This is a genomic window from uncultured Nostoc sp. (assembly GCF_937863485.1).
In the GTDB taxonomy this organism is placed as follows: Bacteria; Cyanobacteriota; Cyanobacteriia; order Cyanobacteriales; family Nostocaceae; genus Nostoc.
Window position 1 is genome coordinate 1 of sequence record NZ_CALMFY010000241.1, and the last position, 21,196, is coordinate 21,196.

The 21,196-nt window shown below is 41.1% G+C and carries 22 protein-coding genes, 5 tRNA genes and 2 pseudogenes; 20 read left to right on the forward strand and 9 right to left on the reverse strand.

The window, feature by feature from the left end; genetic code table 11:
* The 3 genes and pseudogenes from Q0541_RS32655 to Q0541_RS32665 form a co-directional block, all read left to right on the forward strand.
* Positions 1 to 818 (forward strand): annotated as a pseudogene (locus Q0541_RS32655) (ribosome assembly protein 4); the annotation flags it as partial.
* Positions 819 to 1,025: 207 nt separating this feature from the next.
* Positions 1,026 to 1,271 (forward strand): DUF433 domain-containing protein, encoded by a 246-nt coding sequence (locus Q0541_RS32660; RefSeq protein WP_298920919.1) that lies wholly within the window; start codon positions 1,026 to 1,028, stop codon positions 1,269 to 1,271.
* Complete coding sequence (locus Q0541_RS32665) at positions 1,271 to 1,627, forward strand: DUF5615 family PIN-like protein (RefSeq protein WP_298920922.1); 357 nt, start codon at positions 1,271 to 1,273, stop codon at positions 1,625 to 1,627. Before Q0541_RS32660 ends, Q0541_RS32665 begins: the two co-directional genes overlap by 1 nt.
* A gap of 71 nt (positions 1,628 to 1,698) precedes the next feature.
* On the opposite strand, the gene Q0541_RS32670 is transcribed toward Q0541_RS32665, so the two are convergent.
* A tRNA-Val gene (locus tag Q0541_RS32670) sits at positions 1,699 to 1,771 on the reverse strand.
* 143 nt (positions 1,772 to 1,914) lie between these two features.
* Between Q0541_RS32670 and Q0541_RS32675 the strand changes: the two genes are divergently transcribed.
* The 3 genes from Q0541_RS32675 (at position 1,915) to Q0541_RS32685 (ending at position 5,222) form a co-directional block, all read left to right on the forward strand.
* Positions 1,915 to 2,502, forward strand: a complete 588-nt coding sequence (locus Q0541_RS32675) for a metal-binding protein (protein WP_298920924.1) — start codon at positions 1,915 to 1,917, stop codon at positions 2,500 to 2,502.
* A gap of 50 nt (positions 2,503 to 2,552) precedes the next feature.
* Positions 2,553 to 3,371 carry a nucleoside triphosphate pyrophosphohydrolase gene (mazG, locus tag Q0541_RS32680; protein WP_298920927.1) on the forward strand — a complete coding sequence of 273 codons (819 nt, stop codon included), beginning with the start codon at positions 2,553 to 2,555 and terminating at the stop codon, positions 3,369 to 3,371.
* Between the two features lie 543 nt (positions 3,372 to 3,914).
* On the forward strand, positions 3,915 to 5,222 hold the full coding sequence (locus Q0541_RS32685) for a glutamate-5-semialdehyde dehydrogenase (RefSeq protein ID WP_298920929.1): 1,308 nt from the start codon (positions 3,915 to 3,917) through the stop codon (positions 5,220 to 5,222).
* Positions 5,223 to 5,423: 201 nt separating this feature from the next.
* Here Q0541_RS32685 and Q0541_RS32690 read toward each other — a convergent pair whose 3' ends face one another.
* On the reverse strand, positions 5,424 to 6,839 hold the full coding sequence (locus tag Q0541_RS32690; protein WP_298920933.1) for an isochorismate synthase MenF: 1,416 nt from the start codon (positions 6,837 to 6,839) through the stop codon (positions 5,424 to 5,426).
* Positions 6,840 to 7,152: 313 nt separating this feature from the next.
* Here Q0541_RS32690 and menA point away from each other — a divergent pair, with 313 nt between their 5' ends.
* The 3 genes from menA to Q0541_RS32705 are packed head-to-tail and all read left to right on the forward strand — an operon-like array spanning position 7,153 to position 10,452.
* Positions 7,153 to 8,049: a 2-carboxy-1,4-naphthoquinone phytyltransferase gene (menA, locus tag Q0541_RS32695; protein WP_298920935.1), complete on the forward strand. Its 897-nt coding sequence runs from the start codon at positions 7,153 to 7,155 to the stop codon at positions 8,047 to 8,049.
* A gap of 13 nt (positions 8,050 to 8,062) precedes the next feature.
* The gene (locus tag Q0541_RS32700) at positions 8,063 to 9,073 is read left to right on the forward strand and encodes an o-succinylbenzoate synthase (protein ID WP_298920939.1); all 1,011 of its coding nucleotides are present in this window, start codon (positions 8,063 to 8,065) and stop codon (positions 9,071 to 9,073) included.
* Positions 9,058 to 10,452 (forward strand): 2-succinylbenzoate--CoA ligase, encoded by a 1,395-nt coding sequence (locus Q0541_RS32705; protein ID WP_298921056.1) that lies wholly within the window; start codon positions 9,058 to 9,060, stop codon positions 10,450 to 10,452. The genes Q0541_RS32700 and Q0541_RS32705 overlap by 16 nt, the downstream gene beginning before the upstream one ends.
* Positions 10,453 to 10,492: 40 nt before the next feature.
* Here Q0541_RS32705 and Q0541_RS32710 read toward each other — a convergent pair whose 3' ends face one another.
* The 3 genes from Q0541_RS32710 to Q0541_RS32720 all read right to left on the reverse strand — a co-directional run bounded on the left by Q0541_RS32710 (position 10,493) and on the right by Q0541_RS32720 (position 11,834).
* Positions 10,493 to 10,936: a thioesterase family protein gene (locus Q0541_RS32710; protein WP_298920940.1), complete on the reverse strand. Its 444-nt coding sequence runs from the start codon at positions 10,934 to 10,936 to the stop codon at positions 10,493 to 10,495.
* A 176-nt stretch (positions 10,937 to 11,112) separates the two neighbouring features.
* Positions 11,113 to 11,571, reverse strand: coding sequence for a type II toxin-antitoxin system VapC family toxin (locus tag Q0541_RS32715; RefSeq protein ID WP_298920942.1), 459 nt, complete (start codon positions 11,569 to 11,571; stop codon positions 11,113 to 11,115).
* Complete coding sequence (locus Q0541_RS32720; protein ID WP_298920944.1) at positions 11,568 to 11,834, reverse strand: Arc family DNA-binding protein; 267 nt, start codon at positions 11,832 to 11,834, stop codon at positions 11,568 to 11,570. Before Q0541_RS32720 ends, Q0541_RS32715 begins: the two co-directional genes overlap by 4 nt.
* Positions 11,835 to 12,290: 456 nt before the next feature.
* On the opposite strand from Q0541_RS32720, the gene Q0541_RS32725 reads away from it, so the two are divergent.
* The 3 genes from Q0541_RS32725 to Q0541_RS32735 all read left to right on the forward strand — a co-directional run bounded on the left by Q0541_RS32725 (position 12,291) and on the right by Q0541_RS32735 (position 14,156).
* Positions 12,291 to 13,214 carry a hypothetical protein gene (locus Q0541_RS32725; RefSeq protein WP_298920946.1) on the forward strand — a complete coding sequence of 308 codons (924 nt, stop codon included), beginning with the start codon at positions 12,291 to 12,293 and terminating at the stop codon, positions 13,212 to 13,214.
* A 22-nt stretch (positions 13,215 to 13,236) separates the two neighbouring features.
* Entirely contained in the window at positions 13,237 to 13,716 is a 480-nt protein-coding gene (locus Q0541_RS32730) for a hypothetical protein (protein WP_298920949.1), read from the forward strand.
* Between the two features lie 89 nt (positions 13,717 to 13,805).
* Positions 13,806 to 14,156, forward strand: a complete 351-nt coding sequence (locus tag Q0541_RS32735; protein ID WP_298921058.1) for a four helix bundle protein — start codon at positions 13,806 to 13,808, stop codon at positions 14,154 to 14,156.
* A 44-nt stretch (positions 14,157 to 14,200) separates the two neighbouring features.
* On the opposite strand, the gene Q0541_RS32740 is transcribed toward Q0541_RS32735, so the two are convergent.
* Positions 14,201 to 14,285, reverse strand: a tRNA-Ser gene (locus tag Q0541_RS32740).
* A gap of 131 nt (positions 14,286 to 14,416) precedes the next feature.
* Positions 14,417 to 15,334 carry a TIGR04168 family protein gene (locus Q0541_RS32745; RefSeq protein ID WP_298920951.1) on the reverse strand — a complete coding sequence of 306 codons (918 nt, stop codon included), beginning with the start codon at positions 15,332 to 15,334 and terminating at the stop codon, positions 14,417 to 14,419.
* Between the two features lie 149 nt (positions 15,335 to 15,483).
* Here Q0541_RS32745 and nadA point away from each other — a divergent pair, with 149 nt between their 5' ends.
* From nadA to Q0541_RS32780, 7 genes and pseudogenes are all read left to right on the forward strand, one after another.
* Positions 15,484 to 16,458, forward strand: coding sequence for a quinolinate synthase NadA (gene nadA, locus Q0541_RS32750; RefSeq protein ID WP_298920953.1), 975 nt, complete (start codon positions 15,484 to 15,486; stop codon positions 16,456 to 16,458).
* A gap of 122 nt (positions 16,459 to 16,580) precedes the next feature.
* Positions 16,581 to 16,666 (forward strand) — tRNA-Tyr (locus tag Q0541_RS32755).
* A gap of 79 nt (positions 16,667 to 16,745) precedes the next feature.
* Positions 16,746 to 16,817 (forward strand) — tRNA-Thr (locus Q0541_RS32760).
* Between the two features lie 28 nt (positions 16,818 to 16,845).
* Positions 16,846 to 17,013, forward strand: a complete 168-nt coding sequence (locus Q0541_RS32765) for a hypothetical protein (protein WP_298920955.1) — start codon at positions 16,846 to 16,848, stop codon at positions 17,011 to 17,013.
* A gap of 45 nt (positions 17,014 to 17,058) precedes the next feature.
* A pseudogene (locus Q0541_RS32770) lies at positions 17,059 to 17,346 on the forward strand (methyltransferase type 11); the annotation flags it as partial.
* A complete protein-coding gene (locus Q0541_RS32775) occupies positions 17,343 to 18,071 on the forward strand; it encodes an HAD family phosphatase (RefSeq protein ID WP_298920957.1) in 729 nt (242 codons plus the stop codon). The pseudogene Q0541_RS32770 and the gene Q0541_RS32775, both read left to right, overlap by 4 nt.
* Before the next feature lie 65 nt (positions 18,072 to 18,136).
* Positions 18,137 to 18,209 (forward strand) — tRNA-Ala (locus Q0541_RS32780).
* Positions 18,210 to 18,255: 46 nt separating this feature from the next.
* On the opposite strand, the gene Q0541_RS32785 is transcribed toward Q0541_RS32780, so the two are convergent.
* Positions 18,256 to 18,723: a DUF29 domain-containing protein gene (locus Q0541_RS32785; RefSeq protein WP_298920958.1), complete on the reverse strand. Its 468-nt coding sequence runs from the start codon at positions 18,721 to 18,723 to the stop codon at positions 18,256 to 18,258.
* A gap of 910 nt (positions 18,724 to 19,633) precedes the next feature.
* Here Q0541_RS32785 and Q0541_RS32790 point away from each other — a divergent pair.
* Positions 19,634 to 20,314 (forward strand): Coq4 family protein, encoded by a 681-nt coding sequence (locus tag Q0541_RS32790; RefSeq protein ID WP_298920959.1) that lies wholly within the window; start codon positions 19,634 to 19,636, stop codon positions 20,312 to 20,314.
* A 402-nt stretch (positions 20,315 to 20,716) separates the two neighbouring features.
* Here Q0541_RS32790 and Q0541_RS34680 read toward each other — a convergent pair whose 3' ends face one another.
* Positions 20,717 to 20,929, reverse strand: a complete 213-nt coding sequence (locus Q0541_RS34680) for a hypothetical protein (RefSeq protein ID WP_366941960.1) — start codon at positions 20,927 to 20,929, stop codon at positions 20,717 to 20,719.
* Between the last annotated feature and the right edge of the window lie 267 nt (positions 20,930 to 21,196).

Sequence of the window (21,196 nt, forward strand, 5' to 3'; positions counted from 1 at the left end):
TCAAAATCTGGGATGTCAGCAGTGGTCAACTCCTGAAAACTCTGACTGGTCATAGCGATAGGGTCAGAAGCGTCGCCTACAGCCCCAATGGACAACAGTTAGCTTCTGCTAGTGCTGACAAGACGATAATTTTATGGGATTTGGATTTAAATAATTTATTACGCAGTGGTTGCAATTTGCTGAATAATTACTTCATTGGCCATCCAGAAGTGTTAGAAGAGTTGCGATCGTGCCAAACTTCAGTGCGGTTAGCGCAAGGGGCGACAACGTTAGTCATCCAAGGTGAGAACTTAGCGCGAAATGATGATATTAAGGGCGCTGTGGAAAAGTTTGGCAAAGCACAGCAGTGGGATAATAAATTAAAGTTTGATTTCCAGGCGAGAGCGAAAGAGTTGGCGAATCCAGCCAAGGCTGAACGCTCAGTTGATGAAGGAAACAGCCGCTTAGAAGAGAAAAAGTTTAAGGAAGCGCTAGGAGATTATACCGAAGCTCTCAAGTTTGATCCAAAAGTCGAAATTCCTACAAGTTCTTGGAATAAACTATGCTGGTACGGGAGTCTGCAAAAACAAGCCGCCGATGTTTTACCAGCCTGTGATAAAGCCGTTGCAGTTACACCTGAAGATGGCAAAATTCGTGATAGTCGTGGCTTGGCTAGGGCGCTGACAGGCGACACCCAAGGGGCAATTGAGGACTTTGAGGCATACATTGCCCAGAGTGACGATAAAGATAGCAAAGCACAACGGCAGCGCTGGGTAAAAGATTTACGGGCAGGGAAGAATCCGTTTACAGATGCAGAGCTTAAGAAATTACAGAATTAGTGAGACATTGTGCAAAAAAATGAAGTTATCTCACTTTTGCAAAAATATGTCTATGACCTCTCTCCAAACCTCTCCCCTAAGAGGGGAGAGGCTTTGAGTCTTACTCTCCTGCATCCAAACGAGAATTGCTATATCTTACTGGTGCGTTGGCGCAGCCCGCCGTAGGCATCGCCCATAATAGATGAAGCCCCATAAATGTAAACTGGTATGGATTGGAGAACTTATATTCATTCAGACTCGAAAATTCTCCTTGGAAAGCCTGTTGTCAAAGGAACGCGGCTATCCGTGGAATTCATATTGGGGTTGTTTGCCGAAGGTTGGACAGAACAGCAAGTCATACAAAGCTACCCAACTCTGAGCGCTCCTGCAATTCAAGCCGTATTCGCGTTTGCGGCGGAGTGTCTCAAAGACGATGTATTCTACACACCGTTGTTATCTACTGAGGCCAGGTAATGCGGTTTCTGGCGAATGAAAACTTCCCATTGCCCAGTGTGCGGCTGCTACGGCAAGTGGGCTATGATGTCGCTTCCGTGACAGAGGATTCTCCAGGCATTGAAGATACAGAGGTTTTGACTCGTGCGGCTAATGAGCAACGGGTGATTTTAACGTTTGATCGCGACTACGGCGAACTCATCTATCGCTTAAAATTACCATCACCAACGGGTGTGATTTATCTGCGGTTTCGCCCCCATACTCCTGAGGAGCCAGCCACACTGTTGTTAAATTTACTACAGATAGAAGGATTGCAATTTGAGGAGCGGTTTACGGTAGTAGAGCGCGATCAGATTCGCCAGCGTCCTCTGCCGTAGTTAGGAAATACCACAAATTCAAAAAGGCTAGAAACTAGCATGTAAGCTGTCTCTAGCCTTATTCTAATTAATGGGCAGTACCAGACTCGAACTGATGACATCCTGCTTGTAAGGCAGGCGCTCTACCAACTGAGCTAACCGCCCTTTTTACTAATCCTTAACTAATATAGCAAAACATTTCGCGTGGCGCTAGTTGTTTTGGGAAAATCTTTTTTTCTCTTATACTGACTCAGTATTCAGTTACTCAGCACGGGCTAAACGCCCCGCTATCGCTAACAGGATTTAGGATGCCCTCTGGTCGGACACACGATCGCATTACTATGTATGCTCTGCCGTTGGTGGCGGGCGTTACTTTCTGGCAGACTCGCAGTAGCAATGCAACTTTGTTGGTTGCAGGCGGGTTTCTCTTTGGAGGGCTAATGTTTGGCCCCGATTTGGATATTTACTCTGTGCAATTTCAACGCTGGGGTTTCTTGCGCTGGATTTGGCTACCTTATCAAAAAAGTCTCCGTCATCGTTCTTTTTTATCCCACGGGCCGATTATTGGCACGATATTGCGGATACTTTATCTGGGCTGCTTGCTAGCTATTTTGGCTATTTTCGTTTTGGCAATTGCCGAAAGGTTGGGGAATCTGAGCTTTACTTGGCAGGATTTGGGACAAACTGTGGGGCGATCGCTCGTACAATACGATACTGAATATATTGCCCTGTTTTTGGGGTTGGAACTCGGTGCAATGAGTCATTCTCTCAGCGATTGGGGCGGTTCGGCTTATAAGCGCTTTAAAAAGCAGGGGGTTGGGGGGTTGCTTCCTAGTGGCAAAATGAAGAGGCGGAAAGTGAGGGGTGGTAGTCGTCGGCCGAAGACTAAGAAATGATTTTTTAAACGCAAAGGGACGCTAAGGGAAGCGCAGAGGTACGCAGAGGTATGGAAAATCAAAATGAGAGTTTGGCGGCGTTGCAGGAGTTGATTGAGGTGGTGGCGAAGTTGCGATCGCCTGATGGGGGTTGTCCGTGGGATTTGGCGCAAACTGCTGAAACGCTGACGCCTTATGTGATTGAGGAAGCTTATGAGGTGGTGGACGCGATTAAGAGTGGGGATAAGGGGGCGATCGCTGAGGAGTTAGGCGATTTATTATTACAAGTGGTACTGCAAGCCCAAATCGCTAGCGAATCTGGGCAATTTTCCCTTAAAGAAATAACTCAAGGAATTTCCCAAAAGTTGATTCGCCGTCATCCCCATGTGTTTGGTGATGTGTCGGTAGCAAGTGTGGATGAGGTGCGGCAAAACTGGGAACAAATTAAAGCGGAGGAAAAAGGTGAAGCATCTCCAGAGGCGCAAAAACTTAGTGCTAAACTCGGTCGTTATGGGCGTACCCTTCCCCCGCTGACGGCGGCGATGAAGATTTCCCAAAAGGCTGCGGCGATCGGGTTTGAATGGGAAAATATTCAGGGTGTCTGGGATAAGTTTCATGAGGAGTTGGCGGAGTTTCAACAGGCTTTGGCTGAGGAAACACTAGAACGACAACAAGCAGAATTAGGCGATTTACTGTTTGCAGCTATTCAACTAGCCCGTTGGCATAATCTTGACCCTAGCGCCGCTTTGCAAGGCACAAATCAGCGATTTGTTCAGCGATTAGAAAAAATGGAGGCAGTTGTTGACCGTCCCCTTTCTGATTACAGTTTGGATGAGTTAGAAAATTTGTGGCAACAGGCAAAAGCGCAACTTGCAAAAGAAGGCTCATAAGTCTATCAATTTTGGATTTTGGATTTTGGATTTTGGATTGACCCCAACAAGATTGGGTGTGGCCCAAGCCGAATTTTGGATTTTAGATTTGTTGCGCTCACTAGGGGCGGCGCATGAACCAAAATAATTTTTAATTCTTCATTCTTTAATTTAAAATCTAAAATTGGCACAGTCAAACCCCTTCGGCAGGAGAAAGAGCAGTATAAATTATTCATTTAATAAAAAGACTAGAGAAACATAACTCACTTTGTCTCTCTAGTCTCGGTACGCATAAATCATATTTAAGACTTTCAAATAATGCCTGTACTAATACTTAAAATATTTGTATAACTGTGAAATTATTACCTCTGGTTTTTCTGTGTTCGATAATTACAGAATAAATGTTTTAAACCAAGTCTTGCTTCACCCGATCAGAGTAATTATTGATTACCCACATGGTTCACCCGATTGGAGGAAGACGATAAGGGAGGAGGGAGGAAAATAACTAATAACCAATGATTAACTCAGTGTTGATAAGATGAGGAAAAGGTAAAGATTTGTGCTATGACTATTCTTAACATTGCTTCTCCCCTAATTACGATCGCAGGGCAAACCCGCCAAGCTGCAAGTAAGCTAGCGATTCTCTCCACTGAAGCCAAAAATCAAGCACTTGCTGCGATCGCTCAAGCTTTAGAATCAGCCAGAGATGAAATTTTACAAGCAAATGTTGCTGATTGTGAAGCTGCTACTTCTGAAGGAATTGCCAAACCACTTTATAAACGCTTGCAGTTAGATGAACATAAGTTAAGAGATGCGATCGCTGGGGTACGAGATGTTGGTAAGCTAGCTGATCCAGTTGGTAAAGTACAGATTCACCGCGAATTAGACACTGGTTTGATTCTCAAGCGGATTACTTGTCCTTTAGGTGTTTTAGGGATTATTTTTGAAGCCCGTCCAGAGGCAGCGATTCAAATTGTTTCTTTGGCTATTAAATCGGGTAATGGTGTAATTCTTAAAGGTGGAAAGGAAGCGGTGCGTTCTTGTGAAGCAATAGTTAAAGCAATTAAGCAAGGATTATCTGATACTGCTGTTAATCCTGATGCGGTGCAACTGCTAACAACTAGAGAAGAAACTTTAGAACTTTTGAAGTTAGATAAATATGTAGATTTAATTATTCCTAGAGGTTCTAATTCATTTGTCCAGTTTGTGCAGGAAAATACGCGGATTCCGGTACTAGGTCACGCCGATGGGATTTGTCATCTTTATATAGATAAAGCCGCTGATATTTCTAAAGCAGTTCCAATTACTGTCGATGCCAAAGCGCAATATCCTGCTGTTTGTAATGCAATTGAAACTTTGCTAGTTCACTCCTCTATTGCTACAGAGTTTTTACCCAAAGTTGCTGAGGCTTTGGAAGAACGAGATGTGGAATTAAGAGGTGATAAACGCACCTTAAAGATTTTGTCTGACATCAAAACTGCAACAGAAATAGACTGGGAAACAGAATACAACGATTTTATTTTGTCGATTAAGATTGTAGACTCTTTAGAAGATGCGATCGCTCATATTAACGAATATGGTTCTCGCCATACTGACGCAATTATTACTGAAGATTCCGCATCTGTTAAAACTTTCTTTGGACTGGTAAATTCAGCCAATATATTCCACAATTGTTCCACCCGCTTTGCTGATGGCTTCCGCTATGGTTTCGGTGCAGAAGTAGGGGTTAGTACACAACAAATGCCTCCCCGTGGCCCTGTTGGCTTAGAGGGATTAGTCACATACAAATATCAAATGACTGGTGATGGCCATATTGTGGCTACTTACACCGGGGCGAATGCTAAAGCTTTCACTCATCAGGATTTAGTTTAAAACTAAAATCTAAGCTCTCATACACAGGACTTACGCAAGAACTCTCTGAAACTCTTATTCCTTTGTGTCCAACTCTTGGAGACGCTGCGCGAATGCGTCCAACTCTTGGAGACGCTGCGCAATTGCGGTTCGTTTTATCATGATTTTGCGTAAGTCCTGATACAGAGAAATCTTTGGATGTTTTTTAACTTGGAAGTCTCTTTAAACTAACGCTTTGAGTAACGCCTGAAGCTTAAGCTGCACTTCTGCAAACTCCTTATCAGGATTAGATCCTGCGACAATACCAGCACCAGCATACAATCTCGCGCGATCGCCATAGACCAATGCTGAACGAATTCCCACAATAAACTCGCAGTTCCCCTGAGAATCTATCCAACCTAGAGGCGCAGCATACAAACCTCTTTCAAACTTTTCGTAACGACGAATTTCAGCACAGGCTACATCTCGTGCTGCACCTGCAACGGCTGGTGTAGGATGCAATTGGGCGACAATCTTTAATGGATGGATGTTAGCAGGAACCATAGCACTGATTGGTGTCCATAAATGCTGGATATTCGATAATTGTCGCAGGCGGGGTGCTAATATTTGGGGGAATAAACCTAACTGGCATAGGCGTTGTGTAATGAAATCAAGTACCAGCGAGTGTTCGTGCTTTTCTTTTGCACTATTGAGTAAGCGATTGGCATTAACTGCATCTTCAGTAGGGGTTTTACCTCGTGGTGCTGAACCAGCCAATGCATCGGTGATTAACTGTTGATTATTAATACTAATTAATCGTTCTGGACTTGCACCAATAAAGTTTTGTCCCTTGCCATTACTTGTAGAAAAAATATAACAATTAGGATGTATTTGCCTAAGATTATTTAAGGATTTAACTAAGTCAAAGTGATTGCTTGACTTGACGTCTAATATATCTGCTAGCACAATCTTACTTAAATGACTAGACCGAATTTTTTCCAAAGCAGATACTACTGAACGTTTAAACTGAGCAGCATTCGTGACAGATTTATTGGAGAATTTTGCCGGAAAACTATCAATATTAGCAGAGTAATATTCTAAAGATTGGAGAAATTCAATTTTATTTTGCACAGTCTCCAACAACCTTTGAATATTTACATTTTCATTGATAATTATATTTGTTACTAATATACAACGCTGATTTTTCACAGCTACTTGCCAACGGGGGAGAAAAATGGTAGCAGATGGAAATGGATAATCTACTTGAGAACTTTTATCAAAAAAGCTGAAATAACAAAAAAAGTGAGGCCCAGAAAAAGGTTGGTTAACGTTACCAAAATTAATTATATTTTTTAGACAAGATTTGATAAAGTTTTCTGCTTTAGTAAAACGGTCTACTCCATCAATTTGTAATTTTGTCACAGCATCAATTGCCGCGATCGCTTCTCCTTTACCTTTGTCCTCAAAGTAAAAATTTATTTCATTTGCTTGTGTAACTTTGTCCAATACAAGTAAAGGGTCAACTAAATCAATCTCCTGGGAGATACTGACAATTTGTCTGCAATTATTGTTGACGCACTTTTCTTGCACTGCTACCAGAAATTGATATAAATCTTTGTGTTCTACAAATAAGTTGTTACGACATGGTAAAACTGTCATGGATCTTCTAACGATAGTAAATTTTTTTTAAGTTAACTTCCTAAAGTGTAATTAATCGTGGTCGTATTCTTACAGGTAACATATTAAGTTGCCATTTTACCAGCGTAGGGTTTGCCTTGTTTGTGGTGTTCTCAGAACATGATAAGCCAGTTTCAGCCTTATATTGCAACGTCAGGGTGAGTGTTAACAACACAAGGTTAACAAGCCACAGTAAAAGTGACAGTTGTTTGTACATCACCCATATCTGAAGTCTCTTTAAATCATAAAATCTAAAGTGTGAGTAATATTCCAGCAATTTAATTAATCACAACTGATGACTACCAAGCAGATTTTATATCCCAACACTAAGTTATGGATGGCAGCGATTAAACCGCCAATGTACAGCGTTGCCATTATGCCCATTTGGGTAGGAACAGCAGTAGCAATTGCAGAAACTAAAATGTTCAATGGTGCAGTATTTTCTACTTTTGTAACTGCGGCAATTTTAATTCTGGCCTGGGAAAATATCAGTAATGATGTCTTTGATTCTGAAACAGGTATTGATCAAAATAAGCACCATTCTCTGGTGAACTTAACAGGCAATAAGCTATTAATATTTTGGATAGGAAATTTGTGTTTAGGTTTGGGGTTACTGGGCATACTAGCGATCGCCTTTTGGCAACAAGACCTAACTGTCATCGCCATAATTCTGCTGTGCTGCGGTTTGGGCTATATGTACCAAGGGCCTCCCTTTCGTTTAGGATATCAGGGTTTAGGCGAAATTCTTTGCTTTTTTGCCTTTGGCCCCTTAGCAGTGGAGGCAGCATATTACAGCCAAACTCAAACTTGGTCAATAACGAGTTTAGCAGCCTCAGTCATTGTGGGGATTGCCACTACCTTAATTTTGTTTTGCTCACACTTTCACCAAGTTAAGGATGACATCGCCGCAGGGAAGCGATCGCCTATCGTCCGTCTAGGAACAGCAAAAGGGGCCCAACTCCTAGTTTGGTTCACTGGTAGCATTTATCCCCTCACCTTGCTGTTTGTCCTGTGGGGAATTTCTCCAGCTTGGACATTGCTGAGTTGGCTGAGTTTGCCCTTTGCTGTCAAATTATGCCGCCACGTCCAACAAAATCACAACCAACCGGACAAAGTTAGTAACTGTAAATTCATCGCTGTAGCTGTGCATTTCTGGGCTTGCTTGCTGCTGGGCTTGGGATTTATGCTTTAGCAATTACTAATTAATGCGTTATCAATTTAAATTTCGTCCCTATCAGCGAAGATTTGGGCGAACACTGACTACCAATCATGGTAATTGGGATATTCGTGAGGGCATTATCCTCCGTCTCACTGATGAAACTCTTAGAGTCGGTTGGGGGGAAATTGCCCCCATTAGCTGGTTCGGTTCCGAAACCCTAGAACAAGCTTTAGATTTTTGTCGCCAACTCCCAGAAGAAATCACAGACGAGATAATTTTCTCCATCCCAGATGAGTTACCAGCTTGTCAATTTGGCTTTGAGTCAGCCTGCGAGTGGGGGAGTGGAAAGTGGGGAGTCGGAAGTAAGGGGGATGAAAAAAATAATTTCATAACTCCTAACTCCTCACTCCTCCCCTACAGTGGCTTATTACCATCTGGGGAAGCAGCTTTAAATCAATGGGAAACCCTATGGCAGCAGGGATATCGCACGTTTAAGTGGAAAATTGGTGTAGATGCGATCGCTGATGAACTAGAAATTTTTGAGTCCCTGGTACACACCTTACCTGCTTTTACGAAACTGCGATTAGATGCTAACGGTGGACTCACCTATGAAGAAGCTAACTTATGGCTGTGGACTTGCGACAATCTCAAGGCAAATGGAGAACTATCCCTAGAAATTGAATTTATTGAACAACCGTTGCCTGTCGAGCAATTTCAGGGGATGTTGGAATTGAGTATGAGTTATGAAACTGCGATCGCCTTAGATGAATCTGTCGCCACACTTGGACAACTCGCCGCCTGTTATCAACAAGGTTGGCGAGGGATTTTTGTGATAAAGCCTGGGATAGTCGGATCACCATCTCGTCTGAGAAAGTTTTGCCACCAGCATCAACTTGATACTGTATTTTCATCAGTATTTGAAACTGCGATCGCAAGACTTGCAGCACTCCAGCTAGCAGCAGAATTATCCCGAAACAACAGGGCAATTGGTTTTGGCATCGACCATTTTTTTGAACAAGAGGAAACGTGGCTTCAAAGTTTATGCAACGACCTTTAGACTGTCTTAATAATCTGGCTCAAGATGATTGGCTTATCGGTTATAACAGCAGTGAATTTAATCAAGTAGCTCAAGAATTATATTTTGAACTCACACAGTTATCAGCGTGGAGAACACCACCAAAAATTATCTTAGCTGAACGCGAACCATTACGATTTTTAGCCAGTTTTATTGCCGCTTGTGCAGCTAATTGTCCAGTTTTTCTTTGTAATCCCGACTGGGGAACACAAGAATGGCAACAAGTCTTTGATTTAGTACAGCCAGATATTATTTGGGGAATCGGGAATCGGGAATCGGGAATCGGGAATGGGAATAATTACCAATGCCCAATACCCCATGCCCCATGCCCAATGATTATGATTCCCACAGGTGGTTCATCAGGACAGATTAAATTTGCCATCCACACTTGGGAAACTCTCACAGCATCTGTACAAGGATTTATAGAATACTTTCAATTAAAGCGAGTTAATTCCTTTTGTGTATTGCCACTGCATCACGTTAGCGGTTTAATGCAATTTATGCGCTCTTTCACCACCGGAGGTAAACTGGCTATTTTGCCATTCAAAGCAGTAGAATCCGGTCAAATATTGAATATTAAAAAATCTAATTTTTTTATATCTTTAGTACCAACACAGTTACAACGTCTCTTAGAAAATCCCGAATTAACTGAATGGCTATCCCAATTTAATACTGTACTTTTGGGAGGTGCGCCAGCATGGAACGAACTACTAGAAAAAGCCAGATTTCATCACATCCGGTTAGCACCAACCTATGGCATGACAGAAACCGCCTCTCAAATTGCTACCCTCAAACCAGATGATTTCCTGAGCGGGAAAATTAGTAGTGGTCAGATTTTACCCCATGCCCAGATAACTATTCACAATCAGCAAGGCAAAATTTTAAATTCAAATCAAATAGGAAATATCACTATTCATGCTCAATCTTTAGCGCTTGGTTACTATCCTAAAACCAGAGAAAATCAGGATACTTTCCAAGTAGATGATTTGGGCTTTTTAGACGACCAAAATTATTTAAATATTGTTGGACGTGGCAGCGACAAAATTATTACAGGTGGAGAAAATATTTACCCAGCAGAGATTGAATCAGCTATACAAGCAACTCAAATGGTTGCCGATATTTGTGTCATCGGCATCCCAGATAAACACTGGGGACAAGCCTTAACAGCTATTTACATTCCCAAACAATCAGATACCTCTGCCTTAAAAATCCAAACCCTACTCAAAGACAAACTCAGCAAATTTAAAATCCCTAAATATTGGATTCCCCAGCAAAACTTACCCCGCAACTCCCAAGGTAAGATTAACCGCCAACAACTACAGCAAATAGCCACAGAATTCCTGCAAAATCCGATCACATAATCTCTCTCGACTTTCTTCTCTCTGCGCCGCGCCAGTTGCTTCAACGGGGGGAACCCCCGCAACGCACTGGCTTCTCAGCGTCTCTGCGGTTCGTATCCAACCACTGGATAATTTCTTCAGGTAATTCCTGCTTACTTCTACTACTCGCATCAATACAAACATGCCTACTAATAGCCTTAGCAACTACCACCTCAGCCACTGTAATTTCGTAAGTAATTTCAAACTTATCAACACCTAGTTTTTGAGGTATTAAACTAATCAGCAACTTGTCCCCTACAAACATAGGGCGCAAAAAATCAATATTAGCATGAACAATAGGGAAAGCCACAGATGGACTAGCAAAAAAATCTTTGAGATTAATACTTGATGCTTCTAGAGATTCTTCATAAGCTTCATGACAAATACCCAAAACGTTAGCAAAATAAACTACCCCAGCAGCATCAGTATCTTGAAAGCGAACCGTGCGGTTATAAGTAAAAGGCATTTTTGACAATTAAATATTAAAAACAAAAAAACAGTAGGTTGATTGCCTGCTCTACAAACTAATTTTATTGCAACTAAGTAAGTCGGTGATAAAAATTCAATTTCCCCAGTTATGAGTTTGTATCGAGATGTTTAGTCTCATCTAATGCTTTGAGGGGTAAGAAAGAGCGATCGCTTCTACATTGACTCCAACGGCGGAACCTCGAAGTCATTAAACGAGCAAACATTGTAAGACGAAGTTGCTAGAGCTTTCACCAGCTTATCGTCGAGAGTCAGCAAAGTAGCACCTACCTGCTGTGAAAGTGCAACATAAGAGCCATCATAGGCGGAGATTCCATAATTTAAGGCGATCGCAACTGCATCCGCCATCAAGTCAGATGTTGAAACAACACGTAAAGGAAAAGCTTTGAGGGTGGCTAAATCTGTCTGAACCTCAGCAACAGTGTACATCCTTGCACGGACGTACTTCAATAAAGCGTTAGCACACTCAATATAAAAAAGGTCTGGAACAAATATTTCCGTCTGTGGATTGGCAAAATGGTCGAAAAGCTGATTAACTTTGGCAGTTAGTGGATCAGCGATAAAATACTTGATACATACACTGGTATCTAACACGCATCTAAGCGGGGTAGTCATCTGTCGCGGTCTTCTCGAATCAGTTGAGTACTATCAGGTAATCCGAAGTCTGCTGGATTCACACGGCGACGCTGGCGACTTTCTTCTATGACTTTAAGTACATTTTGTCGTTTCTGGTCTTCTATTTGCTGTGCTTCAGTTTTTAAAGCTTGTTCTAACAGAGTTATAACTTGGGCGTTAATTGAACGGTGCTGAGATGCGGCTAACTCTTGCAGCTTGGCATACAAATCATCGGGTAAATTTCTTACATAAAGGGTAGCCATCGCTTTACCTCGAAGTAGGATTTATCATGCTAGCACGATGCAAGCATAAAGGCTAGTCATTGCTCTCACTAGTCGCCTTAAGATGAGCAATATCCTATTTCTTGGTAATTCTTATCCATTAAAGACTAAAGGCTATTGTAGATAAACGATGGGGGCGATCGCTCTCCTTACTCCTGCTAAAATAGCTTACAGCTTGCCTCGGCTTCATTCCCTAAATTTAATCTCGGAAAGGCTAAGGAGGTAAGTTAAACCCTTCCTGAAGCTGAAAGGGCAATTAGACAAGGGCGTGATAGAACAGTTTAAGATTGTTCAGCGCTTTTGAAGAGTATTTGCTGTTCTTAATAATTTAAAAAGTTGTAGCTTTTGCCTACAAGTTTATTTGAGATTCAACGTATATAATAATTATGTAATAATACTTACAGATTTATATAAAAAATACTCGGGGCATAAAATTTAATGACTAAGAGAAGAATTGTTTTCTTTATTGCTTTAGTAAGTATTACTATTATGATGATAATTTATATTCAAAAAATTAAACAACCTACTTACGCCGATATACTTATAGCTCTTATATTTCCTGTATTAATAACTATTATAACTTATGCTATTCAGCCTGTTAGCGAATGGTTAGATAATTATTTAAACGAACCTAATTTAAAAAATAAAGGTTGTACTATTTATTTATACGGTGGTGCAGGGACAGGTAAAACAAGTTTAGCAAATAGTTGGTATACGGCTAATACACTTCCTCATGTGTCAACAACAGATATTCACTGTTATGAACTTGAAATTCCACGTAACTCTTTAAAACGGAAATACACTAAAATTCGCGTAATTGATTATAAAGGGCAAAAACAGTCTCAAGTGACTACTAATATTCCAGATAAATTTGTAGGAAGAAAAAATAAACGTCTAGTAAATGCTGCTTTATTTCTAGTGGATATTGTAGGACGCTTTGATGAAAACGATGATATTTTAGATACAGAACGGAAACAATTGTTGTGGCTAAATAGTAACACAGAAGTAAAAGTAAATGAAAGAATTAAAGAACACACATCTTACATAAATGGAAGTTTAGAAATAGTTTTTTCTGTCATTTACAGTCTTAATTTAAGAAGTGTTAAACTTGTGATAAATAAATTTGATATTATAGAAGATTTACTAAAAAACGGCTTTTTACCTAATCCTTCTAATTTAGATCATACTGACTATGCTAAAAAACTTTTTGAAAAAATAGAATCAGAAATATCTCAAGCTTGTCGAGAAAATAACATACAAGATTTTTCAGTCGAAGTTATCAGTGCTACAAAAGATTATAGAACTCGGTTTGTTTTAGAAAGTATCATTTCTACTTACGAAAATTATATTCAGCAAATTTAGATTATTAGTACAAGAATCAAAAATGAAAGATGAAAATGACCCCAAAAAAAACTTAGAAGAATTAAAGAGAAAGATAGATTACCGTCAAGATGAGGTTAAAGGCAGTAATAAAATATCTACACTATTCAATACTTCTAAGACAGATTTTTACAGTCCTCTACTATCTTTAATTACTGTAATATCTACTGTACTATCTGTAATATTTGGAATAAATTTGATTTTTAATAATGAAAATAATGAAAAATATATTAATATTTTGATTGTAGATAATATAGGAAAACCAATAGAAAATGCTGAAGTCGTATTTGTAAATGAAAGTAGCCCGTCGATTCAAAACACCAATAATCAAGGCTTTATTAAACTTAAAGTTCCACCACAACAAGAATTAGATGTTCTTATTAGAAAAAATGGTTTTACACCAATGTTAGCCAGAATAGATATAAAAGAAGAGTCTAAAATAAATAAGATTTATCAATTAGAAATAGAAAAACACACCCCGTAGATTATCCTGTCTTTGTTATAACAATCCGGAATCATTGGTGAGAAAATAATAAGCTAAAAAATCCTTATTTTACAAGCGTTATAGCCTTTATTAATTCTCACGTATCATTTAGCATTGCTCTAGATAAAACCTATGTCAAATTGTGCCAGTTTTTGGATGACAAACCAGGAGTAGCGCGAACCCTTGCTCAACAGTTATTAAGGTCAGGAACATCGATAGGAGCTAATGTAGAAGAAGCACAAGCTGCTCAAAGCAAAGCAGATTTTATTAGCAAGCTCATGATTGCATTAAAAGAATCCCGTGAAACTCGGTATTGGTTAAGATTGCTCATTGCTTCCGAAATAGTACCTCAAGAAAGAATTAGTCAACTCCAAACCGAAGCCGAAGAACTAACAAAAATTCTTGGTGCCATCATTATCTCCACCAAAGGCTCCACCTAAGCTCATCCTCCTCAATTTTTAATTTTTAATTTTTAATTCCTCAACGGAGAGGGGGAGATTCGAACTCCCGGAGGTTTTAGCCTCATCCGATTTCAAGTCGGACGCAATCGACCACTCTGCCACCTCTCCAGTAAATCTGTCAAACTTGTGTTTACCTTACTTTCAGACGCTATTCAGGCGCTTTTGTTGGTTAGCACTAAAGCTGACAGATCATACTATATCGTATCATCTACGCAGATTGCACTAGTAGATGCGAATGTCTACGACACACTACGCGATCGCTCATACAAAATTTCCTCTGAAGCCACCTGGAAGTCATTGTCCACCCAAACTAGGGAAACTTGGGAAACCATACCCGCCTCTAGGGAGACAATGGAAAAGTTACGCAACTTCTCGCTGTCATTTTTCACAATCCTCGGCACAGTGGCTGCATTCAAGTAAATTGTCCCCTCTGGACTTCTAAAGATAGATTTCCGCAGCACCTTAGTATGTCTTAGAGTATGGTGCATATGACCAAATGTCACCAGGGGAATAGTTTTACCAGCAGTCAAGGCTTGAGAAATCGCCTCGCCAAAATCTGGATCGCCAAAGTCGCCGCCAATTGGGTGCCAGTCTTTGCCGCAGGGGTCTTCGGGGCGATCGCCTAACCCACTAGGCCCATTGTGACCCAAAAATATAATCGTCTCGTAAGCAGCGCTTTTGACTGCTTTAAAGATGCGATCGGCGGATTCTTCCAAACTCGTCACACCGTAACGTTCTTTACAGATTTCCGCGAATTTCCACTCTGGGCCACCCCAGGTAAAGGGACGACCCCCCACTACAGTTAAATTCCAAGCGGGAAAATCTAGCTTACCGTAACCGACATGGGACGCGCCTAATAAATCGAGTTGTTCTTGTACCCAGTCCTCCTTAGAGCGGTCATAAGGAGCCTTCTTACGTCCCCATTCCGTAGCGGTGTACCAAGCATCGTGGTTGCCCATCACGGCTGCTTTGGGAATATCGAGAGCGGCGATCGCTCTGACCACTTCTACCGATTCATTGCCAAAATCCCCGACAAACAGCACTAAGTCAACACCCAGATGCTTGAGTGCAATACCATCTTCCACTTCCCATTGGTCGTGAACATCTCCAACTACAGCAATTTTCAGGGTTATCAATTGAGTTTTCTGACTGGTCATGCCACTTTCCTTGCCGTCTATCTCCAGGATATGAAACTCAGCCCGATTTGGACACAACCCGAAAATATCAACCGCCCACTATTTTTGGTAAAAACTACTATAATTGATTCCACAGGATATAAATTTGCAACTTAGAGCACCCCCTAACTGTGTTTACTACTGCACTAGCTCAACGAGAAAAAACCCAACCGGGTGAACTACCACTAGATTTGTTTGCCGCCATTGAGAGTCTCAAAAAAGAACTCAATGCAGTTATTCTGGCGCATTATTATCAAGAGCCAGATATTCAGGATATTGCAGACTTTATTGGGGATTCATTACAACTGGCGAAAGCAGCAGAAAAAACCAATGCGGATGTGATCGTCTTTGCTGGTGTTCATTTCATGGCAGAAACAGCAAAGATCCTTAATCCCGATAAATTAGTACTTTTACCAGATTTGAATGCTGGTTGTTCTTTAGCCGACAGTTGTCCACCAGAGGCGTTTGCAGCTTTTAAAGCAGCGCATCCAGATCATCTGGTGGTGTCTTACATTAACTGCTCTGCTGATATTAAAGCGATGAGCGATATTATTTGTACTAGTTCCAATGCTGTGAAAATTGTGCAGCAGATACCGAAGGAACAGCCGATTATTTTTGCCCCAGATCGGAATTTGGGGCGGTATGTCATGGAACAGACCAAACGAGATTTAGTGCTATGGCAAGGTAGCTGTATTGTCCATGAAACCTTTTCGGAAAAGAAAATTGTCCAGTTAAAAATTGCCCACCCAGAAGCAGAGGCGATCGCCCACCCAGAATGTGAAAGTAGTGTATTGCGCCACGCCAGCTTTATTGGCTCTACAGCCGCTTTACTCAAGTATTGTCAAAACAGCCCCACCAAGGAATTTATCGTTGCTACGGAGCCTGGAATCATTCACCAAATGCAAAAACTAGCTCCTGACAAGCATTTTATTCCTGCACCGCCAATGAATAACTGCGCCTGCAACGAATGTCCATTTATGCGGTTAAACACCCTAGAAAAGCTCTACTGGGCAATGAAAAATCGCACTCCCGAAATTACCATGTCAGAGGATATCCGCCTTGCTGCACTGCGACCAATGCAACGAATGCTAGAGATGAGTATGTAACTAGTATTTTTTATCCAGATGGTAGAGACGCAGTTTTGTTGCGTCTCTACCCACAAGTTATTTTTCTAAGCACTTGCAATTTATAAAAGATGGTGCTAAAATTCAAAATCGTGAGACAAATTGGGTCGGTGTCCGAGTGGTTAATGGAGACGGACTGTAAATCCGTTGGCTAGCGCCTACGCTGGTTCAAATCCAGCCCGGCCCACCACTTACGAAGTTATAAGTTATAATGACTGGGTGAGCATCAAAACTCCCAGCATTCTAACTTACAACAAAAATTATATTTCGCCCGTGTGGCTCAGTGGTAGAGCACACCCTTGGTAAGGGTGAGGTCACGAGTTCAATCCTCGTCACGGGCTTATTTAGCTAGTAAAAATCAAAGTTTTTATGCAATATGTAGCTTTCAAGCTACTGATAATTTTTGCAGCTTACAAAACTTTGCTGGTTGATTATTTTAAAATACATAAATTAAGTAGTGGTAGTGTGGGCGATGCCTACGGCAGGCTGCGCCAACGCACCAAAATTGATTTAGTTTATGGGGCTTGCTGCAAATGAGTTTGTCCTGGGTTTACAATACTCATGAGCAATGAAATGAGTCGTAATTAGAAGACTCTGCCTAACTTAGAATGGCTTAATGATATTTTTGAGGAGCCATATATTCGTGAGTATGCTGCTGGGAGCATGGATGCGAATATGGGTGCAGACAGATTTGAAGCTGTGCGATGTCTACGACGGGCTACGCCTACGCAGGAAGTATGGTGGATACATCAAGTAACTAGCGGCGTTAAACTGATCACAACTGAAAATATCCGCCAGTCCACTCCGACATCAATAGATAATAATGATTTGAAGGGAATAGGATCTTTAGCGTTTGGCATAATGGCATGAGTTTAAAGGCAGTTCTCTTTGATTTTAATGGTGTGATCATTAACGATGAGCCAATCCACCTGCAACTGATAGATGAGATTCTCATGGAAGAAAATCTCCAACCCCAACGCGTCGATGAGCGTCAAGCTTCTCTTGGACGCAGCGATCGCGCTTGTTTTCAGCAATTACTCGCTAATCGTGGTAGAGTAGATAACGAAAACTATTTAACTCAGTTGCTGTACCGCAAAGCCCAAGCCTATGTGGTGGAACTAGAGAAAATAGAGAAACTGCCTTTATATCCAGGTGTAGAAGATTTAATATTTCAGGTGCGATCGCGGAATCTGAAACTAGGTTTAGTCAGTGGCGCTTTTCGTAAAGAAATAGAATTGGTACTCCAGCGAGCTAAACTAGCCGAACATTTTAAAATTATCGTCGCGGGTGATGACATCACCACCAGTAAACCAGAACCTGATGGTTATTTACTGGCAGTGAAACGCCTGAATAAAGCATATCCGGAATTGAATCTTCAACCACAAGAGTGTTTGGCAATTGAAGATACTCCAGCTGGTATAGCAGCAGCGAAGCGATCGCAAATGCAAGTTGTTGGTGTAGCGAATACTTACCCATTCCACATGCTCCAGCGCTGCTGTAACTGGACTGTTGATTATCTCAGTGATTTGGAACTCGAACGTGTGCAGAAGGTTTATTCCCAAAAACAGCCTCAGCCATCGGTAACTGAATGTTAGAATACTTTATGGTGAGCGGGTGTTGAGCTAACGAGTGATATTACTCTTGACTCAGCGTTCATGAAGGGGAATTAGCTCAGTTGGTAGAGCGCTGCGATCGCACCGCAGAGGCCATCGGTTCAAATCCGTTATTCTCCATGTACAGTAAATGTAGGATGCCTAATTGCAAACATCAATTTTCATCTTACAGGTTTTCAGGTAGATAATTAATATCAAGTAACTGTTCTAAGGTATAAGTGCAATATTGAGGTAAGCTATCTAGTTTACCCTCAGTTTTGTCAATTACATATCCTAAAGCATCATCATAAATAGATGCTAATTCCTTTTCTAAATATTGATATAAATTCGTTGTCAAGTTCCGTTTTAATTGATTCCTAAAACTCCTAACTTCTGCTTTCCAATGTCCAGAATTAAATTGAGATTCTTCTTGCCAATATTGCAGCAATAAAAGATGTCTAATAACTTGTTCTAGTAAACTAGCCACCTTCGCTTTGTCTCGACGACCCAAATTTTCTAGTTCCTCAATTAAATTTTCTAAATCTAATTCTTCTAAATGGTTAGATTTCAGTATCTTGATTGTTTCTTCTAACCAGAGATGCTCATCAATTTCATAAAGATTTTTTAAACTCAAATTAGAGCTAACTCTTTGCATAAAACCTCCTTGACTTAAATCTGACAAGATTAGGTTAAGTATTGCTTATCCTACTGTATTATAACTTGTACTGCGATCGCCTATTAAAGTTAACGTCAGTTCAAGGAACCTCTCCCTGCCTTAAACTAAAGTTCAAGTCTGTCCCTCTCCGATGCGGAGAGGGACGGTTTTGCGTAGTAAAACCTCTTAGAGGTTTTTTAATTCAGCACTCTTCATAGACTATTAATTAATTGCCCCAGAGTTTTTGTAATATCTTTTTCGGATGGGATTCGAGAAACTCTAAAAACTGTTCTGACTAATCAGAATCATCAGGAAAGAATGTTAAAAGCTCTAAATATTGATTAGTTTTTTTGGGTATTGGTTGATTCGGTTTTTTCAGGTCTTGAAGTAATCGGACAACAGGATACATTCGAGGCGAAAAATTCCTTTCATGCTGCTACCAGGATAAAAGGGCCATCCTCTAGCACCAATTGACCGGACGAATCACACCATCATCCTGTCCGCTATTGGTAACAAAGCGCCAACTGATGCTGTAAGAGCGAGTTTGCACCTGGTCACCAAATATCGGAGGATTCGGGTAAGCTTTGTCTATCCATTGTTCAGCCCAACGTTCTGCCTGTTGCGATCGCTTCTGTTTTCGGGCTTGGTCATCATATTGTATCCGGCAACGCCCTTTGGTTTGTGCTTAAAACATCAAGGGTACTTTTTTGGCTGCGTCAGGGATGTTGTTGGGCATATAGGGGATTTTCAGCCGATGAATATGTAGTAGGATGTATGGTGTCAAAATTGGGTTAAAATATCATTTATTTCATAGTACAAAGGTTCACCTTGAAAGGGCTAGGATAAAGGGATGTGGGAGTTGCGCTCCAGCTATAATTCATTGTTCATTTTGATTATCTAAGGTTTCCCGATGTCAAAACCTCCCTCCATTATCGATGCTGATATAAGTCGATCGGTTACTCCAGAACTTCTCTTAGGTCTGCAAGGTTTCGTTGCCTTTATCGATAACGGAGCAGATATCGAGGCAGTTTTTGATATTGCTGCTGCGTTAGCCAACCATGAAGTTTCTACTGCGGCGATTATCTATCTCAAGTCTCATCCTGAAATCGCTCAACTTTTTGAAGAACAATATATTGCACCGACTCCCAATCTAGAAGCGTTACTCAAACTGCCATCTGATTCGTTAGGCTTTGTCTATGCCTCTCACATGCGAGATGCCAACCTTGATCCAGAGTTTTATCGCAAAGTCGAGCTTCAAGATGACGCGAGCTATTTAGCTCTGCGGATGCGACAAACCCATGATATTTGGCATACCATTACAGGATTTGGCATCGATTCTGCTGGAGAACTTGGGCTGCAAGCATTTCAGCTCGCGCAAAATCGCTCTCCGCTTGCAGTGATGTTGATTGCCGCAATAACGCTGAATATGATCAAGATGAACAGCGATTTAAACCCGCTTGTACGTGTGATTCAGCAGGGCTACGATTTGGGGTATCAGGCAAAACCCTTTCTGGCGCAGAAGTGGGAAGAGGCTTGGGAAAAGCCGCTAGTAGACTGGCGTAAAGAGTTAAATGTCACTCCTCTAAGATAAAGCCTGATCACAAGATGGCAAAGAATGATAGGGCAATCGGCTTTGAGGCAAGGCGTGTGAAGAGGGGTTTTCCAAGTCGCGGTTTAGTTGTCACCGCTTTGTGAGCCACAATGGATTCTTGAAACTCACCTATTCCCCGCGACAGAGTAACGTTGCTTTGTTGGAAACTCTAAACGGCTGTAATCCTTACCTTTACTCTATATTCATTCCCCGCGACAGGGTAACGTCGCTTTGTTGAAAACGATGCAATTTGGAATCCAGCTTCAGCGTTCTCCATTTCCGGGGACAGGGTAACGTCGCTTTGTTGGAAACGTGGCATAGAAGGATTTTTCTAGAGCATTAATGATTTATTCCCCGCGACAGAGTAAAGTCGCTTTATTGAAATAACAAAACAATTAACCCTCAGCGAGCTGACGGCTTTATAGTGGTTCTCAATCGACCTGTAATGCGATTGTTTTGACTGACAATGCGATTGTTCCGACTAACAATACGATTGTTTTGACTAACAATACGATTGTTTTGACTAACAATGCAATTGTTCCGACTAACAATACGATTGTTTTGACTAACAATACGATTGTTCCGACTAACAATACGATTGTTTTGACTAACAATGCCATTGCATCAACTAATCCCTCTTTTGTCACTCTGGGGAAATAAAAATTGAGGCTAAATGATGAAACCTAGATTTAGTGAAAAGATTAGCGATCGCAAACTAATAGAAACCTCTAAACAAAGCTCTATAGGTAAAATCTTATCTGGGCAAGGGTTACAGATTATTATCTGCCGAAAGTGACAAAAGAGGGATAACATTACCGTTCAGACTACCGCACGGGGACAAGTTCAAACATTAAAAGTATGCGATTTTATCCGTCCGCTACT